Annotated in this window: 25 protein-coding genes; 14 read left to right on the forward strand and 11 right to left on the reverse strand. The window is 62.4% G+C overall.

Annotated features, from left to right (window positions below):
- Positions 1 to 2 precede the first annotated feature (2 nt).
- The 3 genes from APH35_RS13225 to APH35_RS13235 all read left to right on the forward strand — a co-directional run bounded on the left by APH35_RS13225 (position 3) and on the right by APH35_RS13235 (position 3798).
- Positions 3 to 1061 carry a PA0069 family radical SAM protein gene (locus APH35_RS13225; RefSeq protein WP_060514952.1) on the forward strand — a complete coding sequence of 353 codons (1059 nt, stop codon included), beginning with the start codon at positions 3 to 5 and terminating at the stop codon, positions 1059 to 1061.
- Positions 1062 to 1353: 292 nt separating this feature from the next.
- The gene (locus APH35_RS13230) at positions 1354 to 2073 is read left to right on the forward strand and encodes a carbonic anhydrase (protein WP_012269905.1); all 720 of its coding nucleotides are present in this window, start codon (positions 1354 to 1356) and stop codon (positions 2071 to 2073) included.
- A gap of 192 nt (positions 2074 to 2265) precedes the next feature.
- Entirely contained in the window at positions 2266 to 3798 is a 1533-nt protein-coding gene (locus APH35_RS13235) for a SulP family inorganic anion transporter (protein WP_060514953.1), read from the forward strand.
- A gap of 133 nt (positions 3799 to 3931) precedes the next feature.
- Here the strand turns inward: APH35_RS13235 and APH35_RS13240 are convergent, their stop codons facing one another.
- Entirely contained in the window at positions 3932 to 4573 is a 642-nt protein-coding gene (locus APH35_RS13240; RefSeq protein WP_012269907.1) for a hypothetical protein, read from the reverse strand.
- A 369-nt stretch (positions 4574 to 4942) separates the two neighbouring features.
- Here APH35_RS13240 and coxB point away from each other — a divergent pair, with 369 nt between their 5' ends.
- The 4 genes from coxB to APH35_RS13260 are packed head-to-tail and all read left to right on the forward strand — an operon-like array spanning position 4943 to position 9184.
- Positions 4943 to 6070 (forward strand): cytochrome c oxidase subunit II, encoded by a 1128-nt coding sequence (coxB, locus tag APH35_RS13245; RefSeq protein ID WP_012269908.1) that lies wholly within the window; start codon positions 4943 to 4945, stop codon positions 6068 to 6070.
- Positions 6071 to 6113: 43 nt separating this feature from the next.
- On the forward strand, positions 6114 to 7703 hold the full coding sequence (gene ctaD / locus APH35_RS13250) for a cytochrome c oxidase subunit I (protein WP_012269909.1): 1590 nt from the start codon (positions 6114 to 6116) through the stop codon (positions 7701 to 7703).
- A 10-nt stretch (positions 7704 to 7713) separates the two neighbouring features.
- Positions 7714 to 8280 carry a cytochrome c oxidase assembly protein gene (locus APH35_RS13255; protein ID WP_012269910.1) on the forward strand — a complete coding sequence of 189 codons (567 nt, stop codon included), beginning with the start codon at positions 7714 to 7716 and terminating at the stop codon, positions 8278 to 8280.
- 16 nt (positions 8281 to 8296) lie between these two features.
- Positions 8297 to 9184 (forward strand): cytochrome c oxidase subunit 3, encoded by an 888-nt coding sequence (locus tag APH35_RS13260; RefSeq protein WP_012269911.1) that lies wholly within the window; start codon positions 8297 to 8299, stop codon positions 9182 to 9184.
- A gap of 62 nt (positions 9185 to 9246) precedes the next feature.
- Here the strand turns inward: APH35_RS13260 and APH35_RS13265 are convergent, their stop codons facing one another.
- A complete protein-coding gene (locus tag APH35_RS13265) occupies positions 9247 to 9450 on the reverse strand; it encodes a twin transmembrane helix small protein (RefSeq protein ID WP_060514954.1) in 204 nt (67 codons plus the stop codon).
- Positions 9451 to 9501: 51 nt separating this feature from the next.
- Between APH35_RS13265 and APH35_RS13270 the strand changes: the two genes are divergently transcribed.
- The 5 genes from APH35_RS13270 to APH35_RS13290 are packed head-to-tail and all read left to right on the forward strand — an operon-like array spanning position 9502 to position 13385.
- Complete coding sequence (locus APH35_RS13270) at positions 9502 to 10239, forward strand: SURF1 family protein (RefSeq protein WP_060514955.1); 738 nt, start codon at positions 9502 to 9504, stop codon at positions 10237 to 10239.
- Positions 10208 to 10789, forward strand: a complete 582-nt coding sequence (locus APH35_RS13275) for a hypothetical protein (RefSeq protein ID WP_060514956.1) — start codon at positions 10208 to 10210, stop codon at positions 10787 to 10789. The genes APH35_RS13270 and APH35_RS13275 overlap by 32 nt, the downstream gene beginning before the upstream one ends.
- Before the next feature lie 9 nt (positions 10790 to 10798).
- Complete coding sequence (locus APH35_RS13280) at positions 10799 to 11878, forward strand: COX15/CtaA family protein (RefSeq protein WP_060514957.1); 1080 nt, start codon at positions 10799 to 10801, stop codon at positions 11876 to 11878.
- The gene (gene cyoE / locus APH35_RS13285; RefSeq protein WP_060494166.1) at positions 11863 to 12756 is read left to right on the forward strand and encodes a heme o synthase; all 894 of its coding nucleotides are present in this window, start codon (positions 11863 to 11865) and stop codon (positions 12754 to 12756) included. The genes APH35_RS13280 and cyoE overlap by 16 nt, the downstream gene beginning before the upstream one ends.
- Positions 12753 to 13385, forward strand: coding sequence for an SCO family protein (locus tag APH35_RS13290; protein WP_012269916.1), 633 nt, complete (start codon positions 12753 to 12755; stop codon positions 13383 to 13385). The genes cyoE and APH35_RS13290 overlap by 4 nt, the downstream gene beginning before the upstream one ends.
- A gap of 123 nt (positions 13386 to 13508) precedes the next feature.
- Here the strand turns inward: APH35_RS13290 and APH35_RS13295 are convergent, their stop codons facing one another.
- The 3 genes from APH35_RS13295 to APH35_RS13305 all read right to left on the reverse strand — a co-directional run bounded on the left by APH35_RS13295 (position 13509) and on the right by APH35_RS13305 (position 16022).
- Entirely contained in the window at positions 13509 to 14279 is a 771-nt protein-coding gene (locus APH35_RS13295) for a MetQ/NlpA family ABC transporter substrate-binding protein (RefSeq protein ID WP_012269917.1), read from the reverse strand.
- A gap of 64 nt (positions 14280 to 14343) precedes the next feature.
- Entirely contained in the window at positions 14344 to 15015 is a 672-nt protein-coding gene (locus APH35_RS13300) for a methionine ABC transporter permease (RefSeq protein WP_012269918.1), read from the reverse strand.
- A complete protein-coding gene (locus tag APH35_RS13305) occupies positions 15015 to 16022 on the reverse strand; it encodes a methionine ABC transporter ATP-binding protein (protein ID WP_012269919.1) in 1008 nt (335 codons plus the stop codon). The genes APH35_RS13300 and APH35_RS13305 overlap by 1 nt, the downstream gene beginning before the upstream one ends.
- A 227-nt stretch (positions 16023 to 16249) precedes the next feature.
- Between APH35_RS13305 and katE the strand changes: the two genes are divergently transcribed.
- Complete coding sequence (gene katE, locus APH35_RS13310; protein WP_012269920.1) at positions 16250 to 18385, forward strand: catalase HPII; 2136 nt, start codon at positions 16250 to 16252, stop codon at positions 18383 to 18385.
- Positions 18386 to 18481: 96 nt separating this feature from the next.
- Here the strand turns inward: katE and APH35_RS13315 are convergent, their stop codons facing one another.
- From APH35_RS13315 to zur, 4 genes are all read right to left on the reverse strand, one after another.
- Positions 18482 to 19189 carry a PA5502 family lipoprotein gene (locus APH35_RS13315; protein ID WP_012269921.1) on the reverse strand — a complete coding sequence of 236 codons (708 nt, stop codon included), beginning with the start codon at positions 19187 to 19189 and terminating at the stop codon, positions 18482 to 18484.
- 127 nt (positions 19190 to 19316) lie between these two features.
- Positions 19317 to 20099, reverse strand: coding sequence for a zinc ABC transporter permease subunit ZnuB (znuB, locus tag APH35_RS13320; protein ID WP_012269922.1), 783 nt, complete (start codon positions 20097 to 20099; stop codon positions 19317 to 19319).
- Entirely contained in the window at positions 20092 to 20865 is a 774-nt protein-coding gene (gene znuC, locus APH35_RS13325; protein WP_012269923.1) for a zinc ABC transporter ATP-binding protein ZnuC, read from the reverse strand. Before znuC ends, znuB begins: the two co-directional genes overlap by 8 nt.
- Positions 20862 to 21347 carry a zinc uptake transcriptional repressor Zur gene (gene zur, locus APH35_RS13330; RefSeq protein ID WP_012269924.1) on the reverse strand — a complete coding sequence of 162 codons (486 nt, stop codon included), beginning with the start codon at positions 21345 to 21347 and terminating at the stop codon, positions 20862 to 20864. The genes znuC and zur overlap by 4 nt, the downstream gene beginning before the upstream one ends.
- An 18-nt stretch (positions 21348 to 21365) precedes the next feature.
- Between zur and APH35_RS13335 the strand changes: the two genes are divergently transcribed.
- Positions 21366 to 22322, forward strand: a complete 957-nt coding sequence (locus APH35_RS13335) for a zinc ABC transporter substrate-binding protein (protein ID WP_060514958.1) — start codon at positions 21366 to 21368, stop codon at positions 22320 to 22322.
- A 93-nt stretch (positions 22323 to 22415) separates the two neighbouring features.
- Here APH35_RS13335 and APH35_RS13340 read toward each other — a convergent pair whose 3' ends face one another.
- Both APH35_RS13340 and APH35_RS13345 read right to left on the reverse strand, forming a co-directional pair.
- Positions 22416 to 23366 carry a homoserine kinase gene (locus tag APH35_RS13340; RefSeq protein WP_012269926.1) on the reverse strand — a complete coding sequence of 317 codons (951 nt, stop codon included), beginning with the start codon at positions 23364 to 23366 and terminating at the stop codon, positions 22416 to 22418.
- Between the two features lie 69 nt (positions 23367 to 23435).
- On the reverse strand, positions 23436 to 23723 hold the full coding sequence (locus APH35_RS13345; protein WP_010951520.1) for a DUF2782 domain-containing protein: 288 nt from the start codon (positions 23721 to 23723) through the stop codon (positions 23436 to 23438).
- Positions 23724 to 23778: the final 55 nt, after the last annotated feature.

A 23778-nucleotide genomic window follows, 5' to 3' on the forward strand; every position in this document is an offset into this window, starting at 1 on the left:
CCATGAATCCTCCAGCACCACTAAAGGGCCGTGGCACGGCACACAATCCGCACAACCGTTTTGCCCCCAGCCATTCGCTGGTAGAGGACGACGGCTGGTATCAGGAAGTGCCGCAGACCCAAGGCACCGAGGTGCGTAGCGAAACGGCGAAATCGGTCATCACCCGCAACACCTCGCCCGACCTGCCCTTCGACCGCTCCATCAACCCTTACCGCGGCTGCGAGCATGGCTGCATCTACTGCTATGCCCGCCCCTCCCATGCCTATTGGGACCTCTCCCCCGGCTTGGACTTCGAAACCAAGCTGATCGCCAAGACCAACGCCGCCGAAGTGCTCGCGCAACAGCTGAGCAAACCGGGTTACGTGTGCGCGCCAATCAATCTGGGTTCCAATACCGACCCGTACCAGCCGATCGAGCGGGAACAGATGCTGACCCGGCGTCTGCTGGAAGTGTTGCTGCGTTTTCGTCACCCGGTGACCATCGTGACCAAGGGCTCGCTGGTGTTGCGTGACCTCGATCTGCTGGCAGAGATGGCCCGCCAGCGCCTGGCACGGGTAATGATCAGCCTGACCACACTGGACGACGATCTCAAGCGGGTGCTGGAACCACGGGCGGCGTCACCCAATGCCCGGTTGAGGGCCATCCGCGTGTTGCGCGAGGCGGGTGTGCCGGTAGGTGTGTTGTGTTCGCCGATGATTCCGATGATCAACGACAGTGAGCTGGAGCGCTTGCTGGAGGCTGCCAAGGACGCTGGCGCACAGAGTGCGGCCTACATGATGTTGCGCCTGCCGCTGGAAGTGGCGCCGTTGTTCGAGCAATGGCTGCAGGACCATTACCCGCAGCGGGCGGCGCATGTATTGAGCCTGATCCGCCAGAGCCGGGGGGGCGAGCTGTATGACAGCCGGTTTGGCACGCGCATGCGTGGCGAGGGTGTGTTTGCCGAGCTGCTGGGGCAGCGTTTTGCCAAGGCCATGAAGCGGCTGGAATTCGAAGGCCGGGAAGCGCAGGGGCTGGATTGCTCGGCCTTCTGTCCGACGGGTGGGCAGATGGCCCTGTTCTGAAACCCAAGGGCACAATGCCAGCCCAGAATTTAACTAATCCCAGTTAATAAATGCGCTAATGCATCTTGGCAATTGATGTTTTTTTGCTATTATCCAAGTCCCGCCTTTTCTATCTGGAACACCCGTTCTAGAGCCTTCGAATTAAGTTTCAGTTAAGTTTTCCCCGCTAGCGTAGGAAATCAGTCCACACCGACTGTGATCTATGGCCTGTGCGTGTCATCTAAATCCCTGCATAGCCAGAATCTTTCACCGGTAAAATGGATTTACCTACACACCGTCAAGAGGATGAATCATGCCCGTCAAGGACCCATCCAAGGTCGTACCGCAGGTCCCCGCGGAAAGCGCCGATGCTGCCCTGAAGCACATCGTCGACGGCTTCCTGCGCTTTCACCATGATGTCTTCCCTGATCAGCAAGAGCTGTTCAAGAAGCTTGCCACCGCGCAAACACCGCGCGCCATGTTCATTACCTGTGCAGACTCGCGCATTGTCCCCGAGCTGATCACCCAGAGCTCGCCAGGCGACCTGTTCGTGACCCGTAACGTGGGCAACGTGGTACCGCCTTATGGCCAGATGAATGGCGGTGTTTCCAGCGCGATCGAGTACGCCGTACTTGCGCTGAAAGTGCACCACATCATCATTTGCGGTCACTCCGATTGTGGCGCCATGCGTGCTGTACTCAACCCGCACTCGCTGGACAAGATGCCGACGGTCGGGGCCTGGTTGCGCCATGCCGAAGTGGCTCGCACCGTGGTCGAGAACAACTGCTCGTGCGGCAGTGAACACGAAACGATGCAGGTGCTGACCAAGGAAAACGTCATCGCCCAGCTGCACCACCTGCGTACCCACCCTTCGGTGGCCTCGCGTCTGGCCGCTGGCCAGCTGTACATTCATGGCTGGGTCTACGACATTGAGACCAGCAGGATCGAAGCCTATGACGCCGCCAGCGACAGCTTCCTGCCCCTGGCCGCCGGCGAGCCGGTCCCCTGCGCCACTCCGAGAGGCCGCTACTAAGCGACCCATCCACCGCTAGAACCTTGATAGCCGGCTGCACCCTGTAGGGGTGTGGCGCGGCCTTCGGCTGCCTTGAAATCCCTGACTGCCCTGCCGGCAAACCCGCTGGCGGCCCGCGCCTGCGCGCTCGTCAGGGGCAAACGTGCCCACGGCCAGAGGAATGGCCGTGCGACTAGAGAAAGGAGAAACACGGTGAACATTACACAGTTGAAAGCGGCCCTGCCGCGTGAGTTGCTGGCGTCGGTGGTGGTCTTCCTGGTGGCGCTGCCATTGTGCATGGGCATTGCGATCGCCTCGGGTATGCCGCCGGCCAAAGGCCTGATTACCGGCATTATCGGCGGCATTGTCGTCGGTTTTCTGGCTGGATCACCGCTGCAGGTCAGTGGACCGGCCGCAGGCCTGGCAGTACTGGTGTTCGAGCTGGTGCGCCAACATGGCATGCCCATGCTTGGGCCGATCCTGCTGCTGGCCGGCCTGCTGCAGTTGCTGGCTGGGCGTTTGCGCCTGGGCTGCTGGTTCCGCGTCACCGCGCCGGCGGTGGTGTATGGCATGTTGGCGGGGATTGGGGTGCTGATCGTGCTGTCGCAGGTGCATGTGATGTTCGATACGGCGCCGCAGCCTTCCGGGTTGCAGAACCTGCTGACATTCCCGTCCACCGTTGCCGCAGCCCTGCCACAGGAACGCGCAGGCGCTGGCTGGATGGCCGGTGCGCTGGGCCTCGGCACCATCGCCATCATGTGGGGCTGGGAGCGCCTTCGGCCGCAGCGGCTGCGCTTCGTGCCGGGTGCCTTGCTCGGTGTGGCGAGCATGACCGCCATCAGCCTGTGGCTGGCCTTGCCGGTGAACCGCGTACAAGTGCCGGCAGACCTGTCCGAGGCCATTGACTGGATTCGCCCAGATGACCTGATGCAACTCGCCGACCCTACCCTGCTGGTCGCTGCCTTTGCCCTGGCGTTCATCGCCAGCGCCGAAACCTTGCTGTCGGCCGCAGCGGTTGACCGCATGCACAGTGGCCAGCGTTCGGACTTCGACCGCGAGCTGTCAGCCCAGGGCATCGGCAACATGCTTTGCGGGGCGCTGGGTGCTTTGCCGATGACCGGGGTAATCGTGCGCAGCTCGGCCAACGTGCAGGCGGGGGCGCAGACGCGGGCCTCCGCGATATTCCATGGCCTTTGGCTGTTGGCTTTCGTGGTGGCGCTGAGCAGCGTGCTGCAGCAGATTCCGGTGGCGAGCCTGGCGGGTGTGCTGGTGTACACCGGGGTCAAGCTGGTCGATTTCAAGGCGTTTCGTGGGCTGGGCCGTTATGGCCGCATGCCGATGTTCACCTATGCGGTGACGGCGCTGGCGATCATTTTCACCGACCTGCTGACCGGCGTGATGCTGGGTTTTGCCCTGACCCTGCTGAAGCTGGCGTTCAAGGCGGCGCGGCTGAAGATCAACCTGGTCAGCCTGGAGAAAGCTGGGGATATGGAGCTGCGGCTCAGTGGTGCGGCGACGTTCCTGAAGGTGCCGGCGCTGACCCAGGTGCTGGATACCGTACCGGCGGGCACTACGTTGCACGTGCCGCTGGGTAACCTGAGCTACATCGACCACTCGTGCCTTGAGTTGCTGGAAGACTGGAACCGCAGCAATGCGGCCAATGGGTCGCGGTTGCTGATAGAGCAGCGGCGCCTGAAGCGGCGGATCGAGGGGAGGTTGCGGACTACGGCGGGGATTGGGGCCTGAAGCTGAAAATCTCTGTTGTCTGAACTGGCCTCTTCGCGGGTAAACCCGCTCCCACAAGGTACTGCACAGCATTCAAAGCCTGTGCGGTCCCTGTGGGAGCGGGCGTGCCCGCGAAGAGGCCAGTACAGGAGGATCAGGCCGGTTGGCCCAGCTCCACACCCAGCTGTCGCGACAGGCACGGCCAGCGCTTCCACGCCTCGCCAGTTGCAGGGCTGCTCAGCTTCTCGCGATAAGCCTCCACCGATTCCACCGCAAAGCTCTCGTCATCGAGCATTTCGTCAACCGAGTGATGCACCACCTCATCCAGCTGGTTGGCAAAGCTCTCGCCAATCAACTGGTGGGCAATCAGGTTGGCGACGGTGGTGTCGACCGGGATCAGCGGCTGCTGGAAGTGGCGGATGTACAGGTCATTCACTTCCTCCACCAGACGGTGTGCCAGGTAAGCCTCATCCAGCAGGCAGTCCAGGCCTACATGCCCTTGCATCACACTGGGCGGTTGCAGGAAGTAGGCTTCGGCAATTTTCAGTACCGGTTTGATCTGCGATTCGATCCCGGCTTCGCGGGCGACCTCATGCGCGGCCTCCAGCAATTCCGGAACCTGGTCGATGTAGGCGCTGACGAAGCGCGCCAAAGTACCCTGGGCGTCCTGCTCAGGCAGTTGGATCGAGGGGTGCAGGTGGGGCAGTTGCAGCTCGAGACGCTGTTTCAATTGGCCGGTCTGGCCTTCATGTTGATGGGCTTGGCTTACCTGCTCGCGTACAGCAGCGATGTTCATGACAACTCCAGGGACATTACGTTTCAAACGGAAGACACTAAATTAGCTCGGTATACAGAATACCTAAGACGTATTTGTTATAAATCCCGCAAACGTGTGCGCTCTCAGGCATATCGAAATGCCATTATTTCGCCACACCCTATCAACCCCGCGGTTTTCAGGCCATTTGCCTATTTCGTGAGGTTCATTTCACAGGCTTCATTGCGTGCCATTGGTCGCTGTCTATACTCCCGTTGAACGTGATTCGTTGATGAGGCCCGACTGCTTTTAGCAGGGGCTCGGTCGTCGAAGCCAGGCAGTCTTGACCGCCGTTCCCTCTTGCCGCAGGCCACGCCTCCGGGACAACAAGAATTAGAAGGGGAACCCGCAATGATGCGACATCCACATGTCTGGATGGGCCTCCTGTTGTGGTCGGTTTTTGGTCAGGCCAACGCCGCCTGGACCGTGAACATGCACCCAGGGGCGACGGAGGTCTCCAACGCCGTCTTCGACCTGCACATGACCATCTTCTGGATCTGCGTGATCATCGGCATCGTGGTGTTTGGCGCGATGTTCTGGTCGATGGTCATCCACCGCCGCTCCACCGGCCAGCAGGCCGCGCATTTCCACGAGCATACCTGGGTGGAAATCCTCTGGACCGTGGTGCCCTTCCTGATCCTGGTGGTCATGGCCATCCCGGCCACCAAGACCCTGATCGACATCTACGACGCCAGCGAGTCGGACATCGACATTCAGGTCACCGGCTACCAGTGGAAGTGGCACTACAAATACCTGGGCCAGGACGTGGAGTTCTTCAGCAACCTGGCCACGCCCGCCGATCAGATTCACAACAAAGCCCCCAAGGACGAGCATTACCTGCTTGAAGTCGATCAGCCGCTGGTGCTGCCGGTGGGTGCCAAGGTGCGTTTCCTGGTGACCGCTGCCGACGTCATTCACTCCTGGTGGGTGCCGGCCTTCGCGGTCAAGCGCGACGCCATCCCCGGCTTCGTCAACGAAGCCTGGACCCGTATCGAGAAGCCCGGCATCTACCGTGGCCAATGCACCGAGCTGTGCGGCAAGGACCACGGCTTCATGCCGGTGGTGGTCGAGGTCAAGTCCAAGGCCGATTACGACACCTGGCTAGGCGAGCGCAAGGCCGAAGCCGCCAAGCTCAAGGAGCTGACCAGCAAGGAATGGACCCTGGAAGAGCTGGTGGAACGTGGCGACAAGATCTACCACACCACCTGCGTGGCGTGTCACCAGGCTGAAGGCCAAGGCCTGCCGCCGATGTTCCCGGCACTCAAGGGCTCGAAGATCGCCACCGGGCCGAAGGAAGGCCACTTGAGCATTGTCTTCCACGGCAAGCCCGGCACGGCCATGGCGGCCTTCGGCAAGCAGCTGTCGGAAGTCGACATCGCCGCTGTGGTCACCTACGAGCGCAATGCCTGGGGCAACAACAAAGGCGACATGGTCACGCCGAAGGACGTGCTGGCGCTGAAGCAGGCAGAAGCCAAGTGAACCGGGTTACTCGCGGCAATCAATGGGTTGCAGGAGACAGGACATGAGTGCAGTGATCGACGACCACGCCCACGGCCATGAGCATGCACACGGCCCGGCCAAGGGCCTGATGCGCTGGGTGCTGACCACCAACCACAAGGACATCGGCACCATGTACCTGTGGTTCGCCTTCATGATGTTCCTGCTTGGTGGCTCGTTCGCCATGGTGATCCGCGCCGAGCTGTTCCAGCCGGGCTTGCAGATCGTTGAGCCGGCGTTCTTCAACCAGATGACCACCATGCATGGCCTGATCATGGTGTTCGGTGCAGTGATGCCGGCCTTCGTCGGGCTGGCCAACTGGATGATCCCATTGATGATCGGCGCGCCAGACATGGCCTTGCCGCGGATGAACAACTTCAGCTTCTGGCTGCTGCCGGCGGCCTTCCTGCTGCTGGTCTCGACCCTGTTCAGCCCGGGTGGCGGGCCTAACTTCGGCTGGACGTTCTACGCCCCGCTGTCTACCACCTATGCGCCAGCCAGCGTCACGTTCTTCATCTTCGCCATCCACCTGATGGGTATCAGCTCGATCATGGGGGCGATCAACGTGATCGCCACCATCCTCAACCTGCGTGCCCCAGGCATGACCCTGATGAAAATGCCGCTGTTCGTCTGGACGTGGCTGATTACCGCGTTCCTGCTGATTGCAGTGATGCCGGTACTGGCCGGCGTGGTGACCATGATGCTGATGGACATCCACTTCGGCACCAGCTTCTTCAGTGCCGCCGGTGGCGGTGACCCGGTGCTGTTCCAGCATGTGTTCTGGTTCTTCGGCCACCCTGAGGTGTACATCATGATCCTGCCGGCCTTCGGCGCGGTCAGCTCGATCATCCCGGCGTTTTCGCGCAAGCCGCTGTTCGGCTACACCTCGATGGTATATGCCACCGGCGCCATCGCCTTCCTGTCGTTCATCGTTTGGGCCCACCATATGTTCGTGGTCGGCATCCCGGTGGTCGGCGAGCTGTTCTTCATGTACGCCACCATGCTGATTGCCGTGCCCACCGGGGTGAAGGTGTTCAACTGGGTCAGCACCATGTGGGAAGGCTCGCTCACCTTCGAAACGCCAATGCTGTTCGCCATTGCCTTCGTCATCCTGTTCACCATCGGCGGTTTCTCCGGCCTGATGCTGGCGATTGCCCCGGCGGACTTCCAGTACCACGACACCTACTTCGTGGTGGCGCATTTCCACTACGTGTTGGTGCCAGGGGCAATTTTCGGCATCTTTGCATCGGCCTACTACTGGCTGCCGAAATGGACCGGCCACATGTACGACGAAACCCTCGGCAAGCTGCACTTCTGGCTGTCGTTCATCGGCATGAACATGGCCTTCTTCCCCATGCACTTCGTGGGGCTGGCCGGCATGCCGCGACGCATCCCGGACTACAACCTGCAGTTCGCCGACTTCAACATGGTGTCGTCGATCGGCGCCTTCATGTTTGGCGCCACGCAGATCTTCTTCCTGTTCATTGTCATCAAGTGCATACGTGGGGGCGCGCCGGCGCCTGCCAAGCCTTGGGATGGCGCTGAGGGCCTGGAATGGTCGATTCCTTCGCCTGCGCCCTACCACACCTTCCAGACACCCCCGGAAGTGAAATAGGAAATCAGCCATGAACGGCCTGTCGCTGAAACGCCTGGTAACGCGCCTGCTGATGCTGACGGTGGTGATGTTCGCCTTCGGTTTCGCCCTGGTGCCGATCTACGACGTGATGTGCAAGGCCTTTGGCATCAACGGCAAAACGGGTGGCCAGTACGAAGGTAGCCAGGTCAGCGACCCGACGCGTTCGGTGCGGGTGCAGTTCATGTCGACCAACGCCAGCGACATGGTCTGGGACTTCTATTCCACGGCCGATCAGCTGGAGGTGAACCCAGGGGCGGTGAACCAGATGATCTTCGTCGCGCATAACCCGACCGATCGGCCGATGAGCGCGCAGGCCATACCCAGCATCACCCCGGCCGAGGCCGCGGCGTACTTCCACAAGACCGAGTGCTTCTGCTTTACCCAGCAGGTGCTGCAGCCCGGCGAACGCATAGAGATGCCGGTGCGCTTCATCGTCGACCGCGATCTGCCGGCCAGCGTGAAGCACCTGACACTGGCCTACACCTTGTTCGACATCACCGCTCGCCACCCGCCGGTCGCGCATGTTGCGGCCCAGGACGTCCAGGGCGCCCGTTAAGGGAAGGAGAACAGCAATGGCAAGTCATGAGCACTACTACGTCCCGGCGCAGAGCAAGTGGCCGATCATCGCCACCATCGGCATGTTCATCACGGTGTTCGGTCTGGGAACCTGGTTCAACGACATGAAGGCCGGCCACCCGGACTCGCATGGGCCGCTGATCTTCTTCATCGGCGCGTTGTTCCTGGCCTACATGTTGTTCGGTTGGTTTGGGGCCGTGGTCAAAGAGAGCCGCGCCGGGTTGTACAGCCCGCAGCTGGACCGCTCGTTTCGCTGGGGCATGAGCTGGTTCATCTTCTCCGAGGTGATGTTCTTCCTGGCCTTCTTCGGTGCGCTGTTCTACGTGCGGGTGTTGGCAGGGCCATGGCTGGGCGGCGAAGGGGCCAAAGGTGTCGCGCACATGCTGTGGCCGACCTTCGAATTCACCTGGCCGCTGCTGCACACACCCGACCCGAAACTGTTCCCGCCGCCCAAGGAGGTGATCGACCCGTGGCACTTGCCACTGATCAACACCATCTTGCTGGTCAGTTCCAGTGTGACCATCACCCTTGCCCACCACGCCTTGCGCCGTGACCACCGTGGGCCGCTGAAATTCTGGATGGCGCTGACCATCGTGCTGGGTATCAGCTTCATCGCCTTGCAGGCCTTTGAATACCACGAGGCCTATACCAAGCTGGGGCTGACGCTGGGCTCGGGGATTTATGGCGCGACGTTCTTCATGCTCACCGGGTTTCACGGCGCCCACGTGACCTTGGGCACGATCATCCTGATCGTGATGTTCGTGCGTATTTTGCGTGGGCACTTCAACCCGGAGAAACACTTCGGCTTCGAAGCGGCCAGCTGGTATTGGCACTTCGTCGATGTGGTGTGGGTGGGGTTGTTCATATTCGTATACGTGCTTTGAAGGGAAACAGAGACCCCTGTAGGCGCGGGCAAGCCCGCGCCTACAGGGGGCAGATGAAAACTTCAGAAGGGGGCGTGGGACACGAGCTGACCGCTGATGAAGCCCCAGGCCACCAGGCCAATGGTCAGCGCCGCCAGGGTCACCCGCACTGTCAGTGCCTTGAGCAGACGAGTTGAGTTTTCATCGTCCTTGACCAGAAACACCAGGCCACTGAACAAGCTGGCAATCGTGGCCAACAGCATCAGGACAATCGTGGCCTTGAGCATGGCGCTACTCCGGGGGGATGCGGTGATGTGGATAAGTATAGCGAGGCGCCCGTGAGGCCGTTTCGCCCAGGCTGGGTACCGACCCTGGTGGTGCTTGCGCTGCTGCCGGGGCTGATTGCCCTTGGCTGCTGGCAACTCGGCCGAGCCGAAGAAAAGCGTGGGCTGTTGGCCAGCTATGCCGAGCGACGGGTCGAGGCGCCGCTGGCCGCAGCCCAGCTGACGTCCAGTGACGACAACGCGTTCCGCCGCGTGCATTTGTATGGCCGCTTCGATGCCAAGCACAGCCTGCTGCTGGACAACCGCATGCGTGACGGCCAGGCCGGTGTCGAACTGCTGCAACCCTTCCATGACCAGGCCAGTGGCCTGTGGTTGCTGGTCAACCGCGGTTGGCTGCCATGGCCGGACCGCCGGGTGCCGGTGCATTTCGAAACCCCGTCCCAGGCCTTGGCGCTGGACGCGTCCGTGTATGTCTCGCCCGGCAGCACCTTCCAGCTGCATCCCGACCCTGAAGGCGGCCAATGGCCGCATTTGCTTACCGCCATTGATGCCGCGCAGCTATGGCCGCAGCTCGACCGCGAAGGCTTCGCCCACGAACTGCGCCTGGAGCCCGGCCCGGCGACCTATCGCCTGGACTGGCCGGTCGTGGCCATGGGCCCGGAAAAACACCTGGGCTACGCCGTGCAGTGGTTCGCCCTGGCGACCGCTCTGGTTCTGCTCTACCTCTATTTCGGCTGGCACCAAAACAAGGAGAAACGCCATGGCCACCGCCACTCCACTGGACCTGCCTGAACGTAGCAAGCCCCGAGCCCGCGGGCGTTTGCAGCTGTTGCTGATTCTGCTGGTAGTGCTCGGGCCGATGATCCTGGCCACCAGCATGTACAAACTCAACTTCTGGGTACCGGAAGGCCGCAGCTACCACGGCGTGATGATCGGCAACGGGGAAAGCCGTGCCGATCTTGGCGTGGCCGGCGAGGACGAGCGCTGGCAGTTGCTGGTCAGCGCGCCTAAGGCCTGTGCCGAAGACTGCCAGCGGCTGGTGTACCTGGCCCGGCAGATTCAGGTCGGCCTGGGCCGCGATGCCAGCCGCGCCAGCCATGCACTGGCCGCTGCCCAGCCGCTGAGCGCCGACTACCAGGCGCTGCTCGGCCGCGAGTACCCGCAGCTGCAGCGCTACCCGCTGGATGTGCAACGTTACCAGCAGAAGGTTGCCGAGCCCGGTCCGCAGCTGTGGATCGTCGACCCGCACGGCAACCTGGTGCTGCGCTACGACGGCAAGGTCAACGGCAAGCATGTGCTGGATGACCTGCGCCACCTGCTCAAGCTGTCCAATATCGGCTAGGAGCCTGCCATGGCCAGACCCGGATTTCGCCTTGCTGTGTTCGCCACCCTGCTGGCACTGCTGGTTGTCCTGCTCGGTGCCTATACCCGGCTGACCCATGCCGGCCTCGGCTGCCCCGACTGGCCGGGTTGCTATGGCTTCATCAGCGTGCCCAAGAGTGAAGCGCAACTGGCCCATGCCGAGCTGCACTTTCCTGAGCACCCGGTGGAAGCTGCCAAGGGCTGGGCCGAGATGGTTCACCGCTACTTTGCCGGGACTCTTGCCGTGGTGATCGCCGTGCTCGCTTTCCAGGCGCTGCGCCGGCATGCCCGCGATGGCCAGCCCTATCGCCTGCCCGTACTCTTACTGGGTGTGGTGTTGGCCCAGGCCGCCTTCGGCATGTGGACGGTCACCCTGAAGCTGTGGCCACAAGTGGTCACGGCGCATTTGTTGGGCGGCTTTACCACGCTGAGTTTGCTGTTCCTGTTGTCACTGCGTCTATCACGGGCCTTTGCGCCCTTGCCAAAACTGCCCCTGAGCCTGCGCCGGCTCGCTGCGTTGGCCCTGCTGGTGGTGATCGGCCAGATTGCTCTGGGTGGCTGGGTGAGTGCCAACTACGCAGCCGTCGCCTGCATCGACCTGCCGACCTGCCATGGCCAATGGTGGCCGGCGGCGGACTTCAGCAATGGCTTCCACCTGACCCAGCACGTCGGTCCAAACTACCTTGGCGGGCAACTGGACAGTGATGCCCGCACCGCCATCCACATCAGCCACCGGCTGGGCGCGTTGCTGGTGACCTGCGTGCTGCTGATGCTTAGCTGGAAGTTGCACCGCTGCGGCTTGCCCGGCCTGGCACGGGTGGTGCTGCTGGCGCTGACCCTGCAAGTGGGCCTGGGTATCAGCAACGTGGTGTTCCACCTGCCACTGGCGGTGGCTGTTGCGCACAATGCCGGCGGCGCGATGCTGCTGCTGAGCATGGTGCTGGTGAATTACCGCATTCGCGTGGTCGACAGGGTTCGCGTGGGGGTCGGCAATGGCTGGCGCCTGCGGCCTGTGGCTGGCGTGGGCATATCCCATCACATGAGGAACGATTCGTGGCGACGCTTCTGAGCGCAAGGCGGGCCAGCTGGCGCGATTACCTGGAGCTGACCAAGCCCAAGGTGGTGGTGCTGATGCTGATCACCTCGCTGGCAGGCATGTTCCTGGCCACCCGCGCGGGTGTGAGCTGGAGCGTGTTGCTGTTCGGCAACCTGGGGATCGGCTTGTGCGCGGGTGGCGCTGCGGTGGTCAACCATGTGGTGGACCGACGCATCGATGCACTGATGGCACGTACCCACAAGCGACCGCTGGCCCAGGGTCGGGTCGAGCCGCTGCCGGCATTGCTGTTCGCCCTGGCACTGGCGCTGCTGGGCATGGCTCTGCTGCTGGCGTTCACCAACGCCCTCACGGCCTGGCTTACCCTGGCCTCGCTACTGGGCTATGCGGTGCTCTACACCGGCTTTCTCAAGCGCGCCACGCCACAGAACATCGTCATCGGCGGCCTGGCCGGCGCCGCCCCGCCGTTGCTTGGTTGGGTGGCGGTAAGCGGCCATGTCAGCGCTGAGCCCTTGCTGCTGGTGCTGATCATCTTCGCCTGGACCCCGCCGCACTTCTGGGCGCTGGCCATCCACCGCAAGGAGGAGTACGCCAAGGCCGATATCCCGATGTTGCCGGTGACCCATGGTGAGCGCTACACCAAGCTGCATATCTTGCTGTACACGCTGATTCTGCTGGCGGTAAGCCTGCTGCCGTATGCCATCCACATGAGCGGCCCGCTGTACCTGGCCTGTGCCCTGGTCTTGGGCCTGCGCTTCCTGCAATGGGGCTGGGTGTTGTACCGTGGCAGCCGGCCGCACGCGGCAATCGGCACCTTCAAGTATTCTATCGCCTACTTGTTCGCGCTGTTCATCGCGTTGCTCCTTGACCACTACCTGTTGCTGAACCTATGACCCGAACCCAGAAAACCGTCTTCATCCTCGTTGCCCTGGTCGCGTTGATCCTGGGCCTGACCGTCAACAAGGTGCTCAATGGTCGCGACCAGCCCAACCCCACCGAGCTGATCGACGCCGGCATCATCCTGCTGCCGCAGAGCCGCACTGTGGCCGACGTGACCATGACCAACCAGGACGGCCAGCCCGTGCGGCTGGATGACCTGAAGGGCAAATGGTCGCTGCTGTTCTTTGGTTACACCTACTGCCCGGACATCTGCCCGACCACCCTGGCCCAGTTGCGCCAGGTGAAGAGCGAGTTGCCCAAGGAAGCCGTCGACCGGCTGCAGGTGGTGCTGGTGAGTGTGGACCCGAACCGCGACACGCCGAACCAGCTGAAGCAGTACCTGGGCTATTTCGACAAGGACTTTGTCGGTGTGGCGGGGTCGATCGAAGACACCCAGAAGCTGGCCAATGCCTTGAGCATTCCGTTCATACCGGCGGATACCAGCAAGCCGGGGTACACCGTGGACCACAGCGGCAACCTGGCGGTTGTGGGGCCGGATGGGCGTCAGCGCGGGTTTATTCGTGCGCCGTTCAACAACCAGAAGCTGGTGGCGCAGTTGCCTGGGCTTGTGAAGCGGGATTGAGATTGATGGGCCTGCTGCGCAGGCCTATCGCGACACAAGGCCGCTCCTACAGGGGTACGCGGTCTCTTGTAGGAGCGGCCTTGTGTCGCGAAAGGGCCGCAAAGCGGCCCCAGGGGTGTCGGATCAGAACGCTGGAACCACAGCGCCCTTGTACTTCTCGATGATGAATTGCTTCACCTCTGGCGAGTGCAGTGCAGCTGCCAGTTTCTTCATGTCTTCCGAGTCCTTGTTGTCCGGGCGGGCAACCAGGATGTTCACGTAAGGCGAGTCGCTGCCTTCGATGGCCAGCGCGTCTTTTTCCGGGTTCAGCTTGGCTTCCAGCGCGTAGTTGGTGTTGATCAGGGCGGCATCGACCTGGGTCAGCACACGCGGGATGGTGGCCGCTTCCAGCTCACGGAACTTGATGCTTTTCGGGTTCTCGGCAACATCCTTCACGGTGGACAGGATGTTCTTGTTGTCCTTGAGCTTGATCACACCGGCCTTGTCCAGCAGCAGCAAGGCGCGGCCGCCGTTGGTGGCGTCGTTGGGGATGACCACGGTAGCGCCGGAGGACAGCTCGTCCAGCTTCTTGATCTTGGTCGAATACACGCCCAGCGGCTCGATGTGCACGCCCGCCACGCTCACCAGGTTGGTGCCCTTGGCCTTGTTGAACTCATCCAGGTATGGCTGGTGCTGGAAGAAGTTGGCGTCCAGGCGCTTTTCGGCCACCTGCACGTTCGGCTGAATGTAATCGGTGAATTCCTTGACCTTCAGCTCCACGCCTTCTTTGGCCAACTGCGGTTTGACGAAGTTGAGGATCTCGGCGTGCGGCACCGGGGTGGCGGCAACGGTCAGGGTATCGGCGTGGGCCGAGAAGGCCGCGACAGCGGCAGCGACAGCAAGCAGCTTCTTCATTGATCACTCCTTGTGAGGGCCGCGACGGCCCCCGAACGGGTCGGCCGGGCCGACCCTATTGGGGTTACTTACGGGAAAAATGTACGACCAGTTTGTCGCCCACGCTTTGCAGGACTTGAACCAGTACCAGCAGCAGAACCACGGTCACTACCATCACATCGGTCTGGAAACGCTGGTAACCGAAGCGGATAGCCAGATCGCCCAGGCCGCCCGCACCCACCACACCGGCCATGGCGGTGTACGAAACCAGGGTGATGGCGGTGACGGTAATGGCTGCGAAGATACCCGGGCGGGCCTCCGGCAGCAGTGCGCTGGTGATGATCTGGCGGGTGGTGGCGCCCATCGACTGGGTGGCTTCGATGATGCCGCGGTCCACTTCACGCAGAGCGGTTTCAACCAGGCGGGCAAAGAACGGCGTGGCACCCACTACCAGTGGTGGGATGGCGCCGGCAACGCCCAGCGAGGTGCCGGTGATCAGCACGGTGAATGGGATCATCACGATCAGCAGGATGATGAACGGCAGCGAGCGCAGGATGTTGACCACCAGCGACAGCAGCGCGTACACGCCCTTCTGTTCGAACATCTGCTTCGGCCCGCAGAGGAACAGCAGCACACCCAGCGGCAGGCCCAGCAGCACGGTGAAGAACAGCGAGCCGAACAGCATGATCATGGTGTCGATGGTGGCCAGCCAGATTTCGGCCCAGTCGACGTTGGCGAAGAAATTCAGGGCGTCCATCAACGCAGTACCTCCATATGTACGTCAGCTGCCTTGAAGCGGGCAAACGCCGCTTCCATGTCTCCGCCGATCAGGGCGAGGGTGAGCTGGCCATAGGGGACATCCTTGATGCGGTCGATACGCCCGGCGAGGATGCTGTAGTCCACACCGGTTTCGCGGGCCACGGTGCCCAGCAACGGCGCGTAGGTAGCGTCGCCTTGGAAGGTCAGGCGCACGATGCGGCCCGGTACGTGGGCAAAGTCGTCGCGCTGCTCGCCTTCGTCGACCTGCTCGTCTTCTTGGACGAAGCGCTTGGTGGTGGGGTGCTGCGGGTGCAGGAACACCTCGGCCACCGAGCCTTGCTCGACAATCTGGCCGGCGTCCATCACCGCCACGCGGTCGCAGACCCGGCGGATCACGTCCATCTCGTGGGTGATCAGCACGATGGTCAGCTTCAGCTCACGGTTGATTTCGGCCAGAAGTTGCAGGACCGAGGCCGTGGTTTGCGGGTCGAGGGCACTGGTGGCCTCGTCGCACAGCAGGATCTTTGGGTTGGTGGACAGGGCGCGGGCGATACCGACGCGCTGCTTCTGGCCGCCGGACAGCTGCGCCGGGTACTTCTTGGCGTGGTCTGACAGGCCCACGCGGGCCAGCAACTCGGTGACGCGCGTGTCGATCTCGCTGCGCGACAGCTCGCCGGCCAGGGTCAATGGCAGGGCGACGTTGTCGGCGACGGTCTTGGAGGCCAGCAGGTTGAAGTGCTGGAAAATCATCCCGACCTGCTGGCGGAAGCCGCGCAGCTGGCTGGCGTTGAACGCGGTGACGTCTTCGCCGTCGACGATGATCTTGCCACCGGAAGGTTCTTCCAGACGGTTGATCAGGCGCAGCATGGTGCTTTTGCCGGCGCCGGAATGGCCGATCAGGCCGAACACCTGGCCATCTTCGATGGTCAGGCTGGTCGGATTCAGTGCGGGGATTTCCCTACCGGCAACGCGGTAGGTTTTATGTACCTGTTGGAACTCGATCACGTAGCGAACCTTGTGGGGCGCATTGAAATTTGAATCAGCGGTTAGCTGGGGTCGCGCATTTTAGCCTTTTCCCATAGCTGTTCTTAGCATTTATTTCGTAATGCACCAATCCATCGGGCATATCGCGACAACCGGTAATCCTGATTGAACGCTCGGCAATGCCTCCCAGTCACTACTTGAACAAGCCCGAAACGGGCACGCCTGAAGACTGACGAGGAGAGCCGACCATGCCCAGCAAGAAAACGGACGCGCCCAAGCACAGCGAGGCCGCCGGCACCCAGACCCCTGATCGGGCCAACACCAACGCCAAGCTGCAGAGCCTGGAGGCCTTCCGCAGCGATGCCACGGGCCAGGCCTTGCGCACCAACCAAGGGGTGAAGATCGCCGATAACCAGAACAGCCTCAAGGCGGGTGTTCGAGGGCCGTCGTTGCTTGAAGATTTCATCATGCGCGAGAAGATCACCCACTTTGACCATGAGCGCATCCCTGAGCGCATCGTCCATGCCCGGGGTACCGGGGCGCACGGCTACTTTCAGAGCTATGGCTGCCATGCCGAGCTGACCAAGGCCGGTTTCCTGCAGGACCCAGAAAAGATCACCCCGGTATTCGTGCGCTTTTCCACCGTACAAGGGCCGCGCGGCTCGGGTGACACGGTGCGTGATGTGCGCGGTTTTGCCGTCAAGTTCTACACCGATGAAGGCAACTTCGATCTGGTTGGCAACAACATGCCGGTATTTTTCATTCAAGATGCCATCAAGTTCCCGGACTTCGTGCATGCGGTGAAGCCAGAGCCACAGAATGAAATGCCCACCGGCGGCTCTGCCCACGACACGTTCTGGGACTTCGTTTCGCTGGTGCCGGAGTCGGCGCATATGGTGATCTGGGCCATGTCCGACCGCGCCATCCCGCGCAGCTTGCGAATGATGGAAGGCTTTGGCGTGCACACCTTCCGCCTGATCAACGCCGAGGGTGTGGCCAGTTTCGTCAAGTTCCACTGGAAGCCCCGTCAGGGCGTGCACTCGGTGTTGTGGGACGAAGCGCAGAAGCTGGCAGGCAAGGACACCGACTACCACCGCCGTGACCTGTGGGAAGCCATCGAGACCGGGGACTACCCGGAATGGGAGCTGGGCGTGCAGGTGGTACCCGAGGCCGACGAGCACAAGTATGACTTCGACCTGCTCGACCCGACCAAACTCATTCCTGAAGAGCTGGTGCCGGTGAAGCTGCTGGGCAAGATGGTGCTCAACCGCAACCCGGACAACTTCTTCGCCGAAACCGAGCAGGTGGCGTTCTGCCCAGGGCATATCGTGCCGGGCATCGACTTTACCAACGACCCCCTGCTGCAGGGGCGATTGTTCTCGTACACCGATACGCAGATCAGCCGGCTGGGCGGGCCGAACTTCCATGAAATCCCGATCAACCGCCCGGTGGCGCCGAACCACAGCAGCCAGCGCGATGCCATGCACCGCATGACCATCGACAAGGGCCGGGCTTCGTACGAACCCAACTCCATCGACGGCGGCTGGCCGAAGGAAACACCCCCTGCTGCACAGGACGGTGGCTTCGAGAGTTATCAGGAGCGGATCGATGCACACAAGATCCGCCAGCGTAGCGAATCGTTCGGCGATCACTTCTCTCAGGCGCGGCTGTTCTTCCAGAGCATGAGCCCGACCGAGCAGCAGCACATCATCAAGGCTTACAGTTTCGAGCTGGGCAAGGTGGAGCGTGAAGCCATCCGTGCCCGGGAGGTTAACGAGATTCTGGCCAATATCGACCTGAAGCTGGCGGCGGCGGTGGCGGCCAACCTGGGGCTGCCTGCGCCCAAGCAGGGAACGGTCAAGGTGAAAGGCAGCAAGCTCGCGCAGTCCAAGGCGTTGAGCCAGATGAGCCACCCCGGTGACGTGGGCATCAAGGGGCGCAAAATTGCGCTGCTGGTGGCGGATGGCGTGGACGGTGCTAGCGTCGACAAGCTGGTGAAGGCGCTGGAAGCACACAGTACACGGCCGATGCTGTTAGGGCCGACATCGGCGCCGGTAAAGACTGCGGACGGTAAGCAGCTGCCGGTGGATGCGTCGATGGAAGGGATGCCTTCGATCATGTTCGACGGGATTGTCGTGCCAGGAGGCAAGGCTTCGGCGGACGCCTTGGTGGCCAGCGGGCTGGCCAAGCACTTCTTGCTGGAGGGCTACAAGCACCTGAAGGCGATGGTGTTGACCAAGGAGCTGGCGTCCGGCCTTGGGCTGAAGGAGGACAAGGGATTGCTGCTGGGGGATGACCAGAAGACCGTGGATGCCTTTGTCAAAGCGGTTGAAGGGCACCGGGTTTGGGAGCGGGAAGCAGCTGCGGAGGCTGTGCCGGCCTGATAGGTCCTATTCGCGGGTAAACCCGCTCCCACAGGTACAGCACCAACCTCGAAACCTGTGCTATCCCTGTGGGAGCGGGTTTACCCGCGAAGCTTTTTACTGCTGATGCGGTACCAGAACCACCTGCGCCGGCAGCGAGCGCTGGATCTCATGGGTTTGCTTCAGATCGAAACCACTGTCGATCTTGCGCACCCGCTTTTCCAGCAAAGTCTTAAGCCAAGGTGCGTCGTCAGTGCGCGGCACCTGGAGCACCACCTCGCAGTCATAGCTCACCACATCGGCGGCAATATCATCGAGCTGACGGCGCATGGCGCGGCTGTCAGTGGTCTTCAAGGCCACCACAGTGCTTGGCGCTGTCGGGTCGATGATACGTGCCTTGGGTTTGGCTTCAGCGGCTTTCAAGGCGGCCTCTGCCTTCTCCAGCTCGGCCTTGCGTGCCTGGCTCAGGGGATCGCCACCGGTCACTGCCGGGGCTTGCGGCATCAGTGCGCGAGCACGGGCCAACGCGGTAGCGGCCGCGTTCACATCGCCCTTCTGCAGGACGATCTGGCTGCGCTGCAGGTAGGCTTCGGCCAGCTGGCGCTGGTATTGCTCCGAGCGTGGGTCATCCGGCGACTGGGCCTGCAGGGCTGCAAGCTGGTCTTCGGCGGTGGCCAGCTCGTTGCTGGCGATATTTTGTTGCAACTGCTGCCAGGCATCGGCTTGGGCAGGTGCGGTGGCCTGCTCGACCGGCGCGCTGGAACAGGCAGCCAGGAACAGGGAAAACGCGGCAACAAGCAGATAACGGGAGGCGAACGGCTTCATTCCTGCGACTCTCTATTTGCGCAAAAAGCGAGCAAGTCTACACCCAGGTGCGCACGCTCGAAAACAGGTCTTACAGACCCTTTACCCGGCAAAAGGTTGCAAGGCGTGCCTGCACACGCCCTGCTTCTCAGCGTTTTGGCAGGGCCAGGCTCAGCAAGAATAGCACCGCCGCGCAGACCACGATCGACGGGCCGGCGGGGGTGTCCTTGAACCAGGACATGGCCAGGCCACCGCACACAGCGGTAACGCCCAGCAGGCTGGCGCCAAGGGCCATCTGCTCTGGCGAGCGGGCGTGACGCTGTGCCGCAGCCGCAGGGATGATCAGCAGCGAGGTGATCAGCAGCACACCGACGATCTTCATGGCCACGGCAATTACCACCGCAATCAACAGCATGAGCGCCAGGCGCAGGCCGGCCACAGGCAGGCCTTCGACCATGGCCAGCTCTTCGTGCACGGTAACCGCCAGCAGCGGCCGCCACAGCACGGCGAGCAACAGCAGCACCAGCGCACTGCCGCCGAGGATCCAGGCCAGGTCGGTGGTGCTGATGGCCAGCAGGTCGCCGAACAGGTACGCCATCAGGTCGATGCGCACATCGTGCATGAAGCTCAGTACCACCAGGCCCAGCGACAGGGTGCTGGGGGCGAGGATGCCGAGCAGGGTGTCGGAGGCCAGCGGCTGGCGTTGCTGCAAGGTCACCAGCAGGATTGCCAGCAACAGGCAGCCCACGGTTACCGCCAGCGCTGGGCTGACGTCCAGGGCGAAGCCCAAGGCAACACCGAGCAAGGCGGCATGGGACAAGGTGTCGCCAAAGTAGGCCATGCGCCGCCACACCACGAAGGAGCCCAGCGGGCCGGCGACCAGCGCCAGGGACAAACCGGCAAGCAGGGCGTAGAGAAGAAAATCAGCCATGCTTGCAGTGCTCTCCGTGAACATGGGTGCCAGGGGCGACCACCGAGCCGTGCAGGTCGTGGCTGTGGTCGTGATGGTGGTGGTAGATGGCCAGGCTAGGTGCGGTCTGGCCAAACAGCTCGACGAACGCTGGGTCGCCGCTGACTTGCTCGGGGTGGCCCGAGCAGCATACGTGGCGGTTCAGGCACACCACCTGGTCGGTGGCGCTCATCACCAGGTGCAGGTCGTGGGACACCATCAGCACGCCGCAGCCGTGGCGGTCGCGCAGGCGGGTGATGAGGTTGTACAGCTCGGTCTGGCCGACCACGTCCACACCTTGTACCGGTTCGTCGAGCACCAGCAACTGGGGCTCGCGCAACAGGGCGCGGGCCAGCAGTACGCGTTGCATCTCGCCGCCGGAAATGGTCTGGATCGGGCTGTCGATGACCTGCTCGGCGCCCACTTCCTGCAGCGCGGACAAGGCTGCCGCGCGGTCTACGCCGGGCACCAGGCGCAAGAAGCGCAGCACCGACAGCGGCAGCGTGGCATCGACCTGGATCTTTTGTGGCATGTAGCCAATGCGCAGCTTGGGCTTGCGCCATACCTTGCCGCGGTGTGGCTTGAGCAGACCGAGTACGGCGCGCACCAGGGTGGTCTTGCCGGCACCGTTGGGGCCGATCAGGGTGACGATCTGACCGGGGGCGACCGACAGGTCGATGCTGTCGAGTACTGCCTCGCCGCCAAAAGTGACGCCGACCTGTTCCAGGCGGATCAAGGCATCGCTCATGCCGCGCTCCGGCAGCTGCCGCACAGCCCGACCACTTCCACGGTCTGGGTCTCGACCGTGAAGCCCACGCCTTTGGCGCTGTCGATGATGGCATCGCTGATGCTGCTCTGCTCCAGCTCGATGGCCACATGGCAGGCGCGGCAAATCAGGAACTGGCCTTGATGCACATGCTCGGGGTGGCTGCAGCCGATGAAGGCGTTGAGCGAGGCGATGCGGTGCACCAGGCCGTTTTCCAGCAGGAAGTCCAGCGCGCGGTACACCGTGGGCGGGGCGGCGCGGCGGCCGTCCTGCTCGCTGAGCACGGCAAGGATGTCGTAGGCGCCCAGTGGCTTGTGGCTTTGCCACACCAGCTCCAGCACTCGGCGGCGCAGCGCGGTCAGGCGCAGGCCCAGGCGGGTGCACAAGGCGTCGGCTTCAGCCAGTGCGCTGTGTACGCAATGGGAGTGATCGTGAGGACGGTTGGCCAGCGGCGTGATGGACATGGGCAGCGACGGTTCTGGATGGAGACGTTATTATGTTACCTGTTTCTGACGACTCGAGTATCCACCGTGTCCCGATTCCTAGCTCTGTTTGTCGCTTTCATCGCATTTTCCGCCCAGGCCGATGTGCGCGTGCTCACCAGTATCAAGCCCCTGCAGCAGATTGCCGCTGCCGTGCAGGATGGCATTGGCAGCCCTGACGTCTTGCTGCCACCAGGCGCTTCGCCGCACCACTACGCGCTGCGCCCGTCCGATGTACGGCGGGTGGGTGATGCCGACCTGCTGTACTGGATCGGCCCGGACATGGAGAACTTCCTGCCGCGTGTCTTGGCTAGCCGCAGCAAGGCCACCGTGGCCGTGCAGTCGCTGACGGGCATGAAGCTGCGTCACTTTGGCGAGGACAGCCACTCCCATGAGGAAGAAAGCCACGACGACCATGACCATGATCACCGGCCGGGCAGCCTGGATGCGCACTTGTGGCTATCGTCGGTCAATGCGCGGGTAATCGCGGCAAAAATGGCGGCTGATCTGGCCCAGGTCGACCCGGCCAATGCGGCTCGCTACCAGAGCAACCTGAAGGCCTTCGACGAGCGTCTGGATGCACTGGATGCGCGTATCAAGACGCGGGTGGACGGTATTGCCGGCAAACCTTATTTCGTGTTCCACGAAGCGTTCGATTACTTCGAGGCTGAATATGGTTTGAAGCACACCGGCGTATTCAGCGTGGCGTCCGAGGTGCAGCCTGGGGCGCAGCATGTGGCGGCCATGCGCAAGCGCCTGCAGGAAGTGGGCAAGACCTGTGTGTTCAGCGAGCCGCCACTGCGACCGCGCTTGGCCGAGACCTTGACCGCCGGGCTGCCGGTGCGCTTGGCTGAGCTGGATGCGCTGGGCGGAACAGACCCGGTGGATGGCAAAGGGTATGAGCGTTTGCTGGAGAAGCTGGGCGGTGACCTGGCTGGGTGCCTGGAACAGCTGTGAGCCTGTGCCGGCCTTTTCGCGAGCAAGCTCGCTCCTACAGGGACACCGCTGACTTGTAGGAGCGAGCTTGCTCGCGAAGAAGCAGAAGAGGAACTAGAGGGCGAATGGCAGGTGCAAAGCCACCTGCTGGCGCTGCGCCAGACGCACTTCGAACTCGCTCGGGTCATGGATCATCACATCCATTCCGGCAAACGACTCCGCTGCAATCAGGCGCGACAGCCAGAACCGCACGCAGCCTACCCGCAGCATTTCCGGCCACAGCTCGGCCTCGGCAGCCGTGAATGGCCGCAGCGCCGCATAGGCAGCCAGCAGCGCCTGTGCACGCGGCACATCCACCGCACCCTGCTCGTCCAGGCACCAGTCGTTCACGGTAATGGCGATGTCATACAGCATCGGCCCGGAACAGGCGTTGTAGAAGTCGATCACCCCGGTCAGGTGGGTGCCTTCGAACATCACGTTGTCGCGGAACAGGTCGGCATGCAGGTTGGCCCGTGGCAAGGCCAGGATCTGCGCTTTGTGCGCGGTGATTTCGTCCAGTGCCGGTTGCAGCAGCTTGGCTTGCTCGGCGGTCAGGCGTGGCAACAGTTCGGCACCCGAGGCCAGCATCCAGTCCAGGCCACGGTCGGTCTTGCGCTCGATGATGTGCGCGCGGGTGGCCAGGTGAATGTGCGCCAGCAACTCGCCGACCTGGGCGCAGTGCTGGTTGTTCGGTGCCTTGATGTGCTTGCCCGACAGCCTTGGCTGCAGCAGCGCAGGCTTGCCGCACAGCTCGCGCAGGCCGTTGCCGTCGCGGTCACGAATGGCATAGGGCACCGGCATGTCGGCGGCGTGCAGGGTATCGAGCAGCTCGATAAAGAACGGCATGTCCTCGCTTGGCCCGCGCTCGATCAGCGTCAGGACGAACTCCCCCTGTTCGAGGCTGACGAAGAAATTGCTGTTTTCGGTGCCGGCGGCAATGCCCTGGAAGTCGAGCAGACGGCCCAGCTGGTACGGCGCCAGAAAGGTTTCCAGCTCAGGCCGGGTCACGGGGGTGAAGACTGACATGATGAAAAAATGCCCATACGGGCACTTCCGCCGGGAAGTGCCGGGTTGATGTGAACGGTGCGCGTCAGATTACCACTCGAAGATCTTCCAGGACGGAATCAGCATGTCCGGCTGGTCGGATCGAATGAAATTGGCATCAGTGCCATCGGCGCGTACCAGAAAATAAGGCTTGCCGTTTTTCGGCGTGATCTTGATCGCATACAGGAAGCCGTTTTGCCGGTACTCCTGGATGGTTTTGTCGCCTTCCGTGCGAATGGTCACCTCGGGATCGGCCGAGGGGGCGTCGTCCGCCGCCAGGGTAACGACAGGCATGGTTGCCAACAGGCCGAGCAGTAACAGGCGATTGAGTGTACGCATGATAACCTAGTCCCTTTGTCGTCAATGATTCTGGCTATTCTAGCGCCGGACCCGT

This window comes from Pseudomonas sp. NBRC 111132 (assembly GCF_001320565.1).
GTDB classification, from domain to species: Bacteria; Pseudomonadota; Gammaproteobacteria; order Pseudomonadales; family Pseudomonadaceae; genus Aquipseudomonas; species Aquipseudomonas putida_P.

Excerpts from the sequence above, each read along its gene's own strand:
- APH35_RS13275 (WP_060514956.1), top strand. The coding sequence starts at position 10,208 with ATGGCCACCGCCACTCCACTGGACCTGCCTGAACGTAGCAAGCCCCGA.
- APH35_RS13230 (WP_012269905.1), top strand. The coding sequence starts at position 1,354 with ATGCCCGTCAAGGACCCATCCAAGGTCGTACCGCAGGTCCCCGCGGAA.
- APH35_RS13260 (WP_012269911.1), top strand. The coding sequence starts at position 8,297 with ATGGCAAGTCATGAGCACTACTACGTCCCGGCGCAGAGCAAGTGGCCG.
- APH35_RS13280 (WP_060514957.1), top strand. The coding sequence starts at position 10,799 with ATGGCCAGACCCGGATTTCGCCTTGCTGTGTTCGCCACCCTGCTGGCA.
- APH35_RS13345 (WP_010951520.1), bottom strand. The coding sequence starts at position 23,723 with ATGCGTACACTCAATCGCCTGTTACTGCTCGGCCTGTTGGCAACCATG.
- znuB (WP_012269922.1), bottom strand. The coding sequence starts at position 20,099 with ATGGCTGATTTTCTTCTCTACGCCCTGCTTGCCGGTTTGTCCCTGGCG.
- APH35_RS13335 (WP_060514958.1), top strand. The coding sequence starts at position 21,366 with ATGGAGACGTTATTATGTTACCTGTTTCTGACGACTCGAGTATCCACC.
- APH35_RS13315 (WP_012269921.1), bottom strand. The coding sequence starts at position 19,189 with ATGAAGCCGTTCGCCTCCCGTTATCTGCTTGTTGCCGCGTTTTCCCTG.
- APH35_RS13265 (WP_060514954.1), bottom strand. The coding sequence starts at position 9,450 with ATGCTCAAGGCCACGATTGTCCTGATGCTGTTGGCCACGATTGCCAGC.
- katE (WP_012269920.1), top strand. The coding sequence starts at position 16,250 with ATGCCCAGCAAGAAAACGGACGCGCCCAAGCACAGCGAGGCCGCCGGC.
- APH35_RS13340 (WP_012269926.1), bottom strand. The coding sequence starts at position 23,366 with ATGTCAGTCTTCACCCCCGTGACCCGGCCTGAGCTGGAAACCTTTCTG.
- APH35_RS13255 (WP_012269910.1), top strand. The coding sequence starts at position 7,714 with ATGAACGGCCTGTCGCTGAAACGCCTGGTAACGCGCCTGCTGATGCTG.
- APH35_RS13240 (WP_012269907.1), bottom strand. The coding sequence starts at position 4,573 with ATGAACATCGCTGCTGTACGCGAGCAGGTAAGCCAAGCCCATCAACAT.
- APH35_RS13295 (WP_012269917.1), bottom strand. The coding sequence starts at position 14,279 with ATGAAGAAGCTGCTTGCTGTCGCTGCCGCTGTCGCGGCCTTCTCGGCC.
- ctaD (WP_012269909.1), top strand. The coding sequence starts at position 6,114 with ATGAGTGCAGTGATCGACGACCACGCCCACGGCCATGAGCATGCACAC.
- znuC (WP_012269923.1), bottom strand. The coding sequence starts at position 20,865 with ATGAGCGATGCCTTGATCCGCCTGGAACAGGTCGGCGTCACTTTTGGC.
- APH35_RS13290 (WP_012269916.1), top strand. The coding sequence starts at position 12,753 with ATGACCCGAACCCAGAAAACCGTCTTCATCCTCGTTGCCCTGGTCGCG.
- coxB (WP_012269908.1), top strand. The coding sequence starts at position 4,943 with ATGATGCGACATCCACATGTCTGGATGGGCCTCCTGTTGTGGTCGGTT.
- APH35_RS13225 (WP_060514952.1), top strand. The coding sequence starts at position 3 with ATGAATCCTCCAGCACCACTAAAGGGCCGTGGCACGGCACACAATCCG.
- zur (WP_012269924.1), bottom strand. The coding sequence starts at position 21,347 with ATGTCCATCACGCCGCTGGCCAACCGTCCTCACGATCACTCCCATTGC.
- APH35_RS13300 (WP_012269918.1), bottom strand. The coding sequence starts at position 15,015 with ATGGACGCCCTGAATTTCTTCGCCAACGTCGACTGGGCCGAAATCTGG.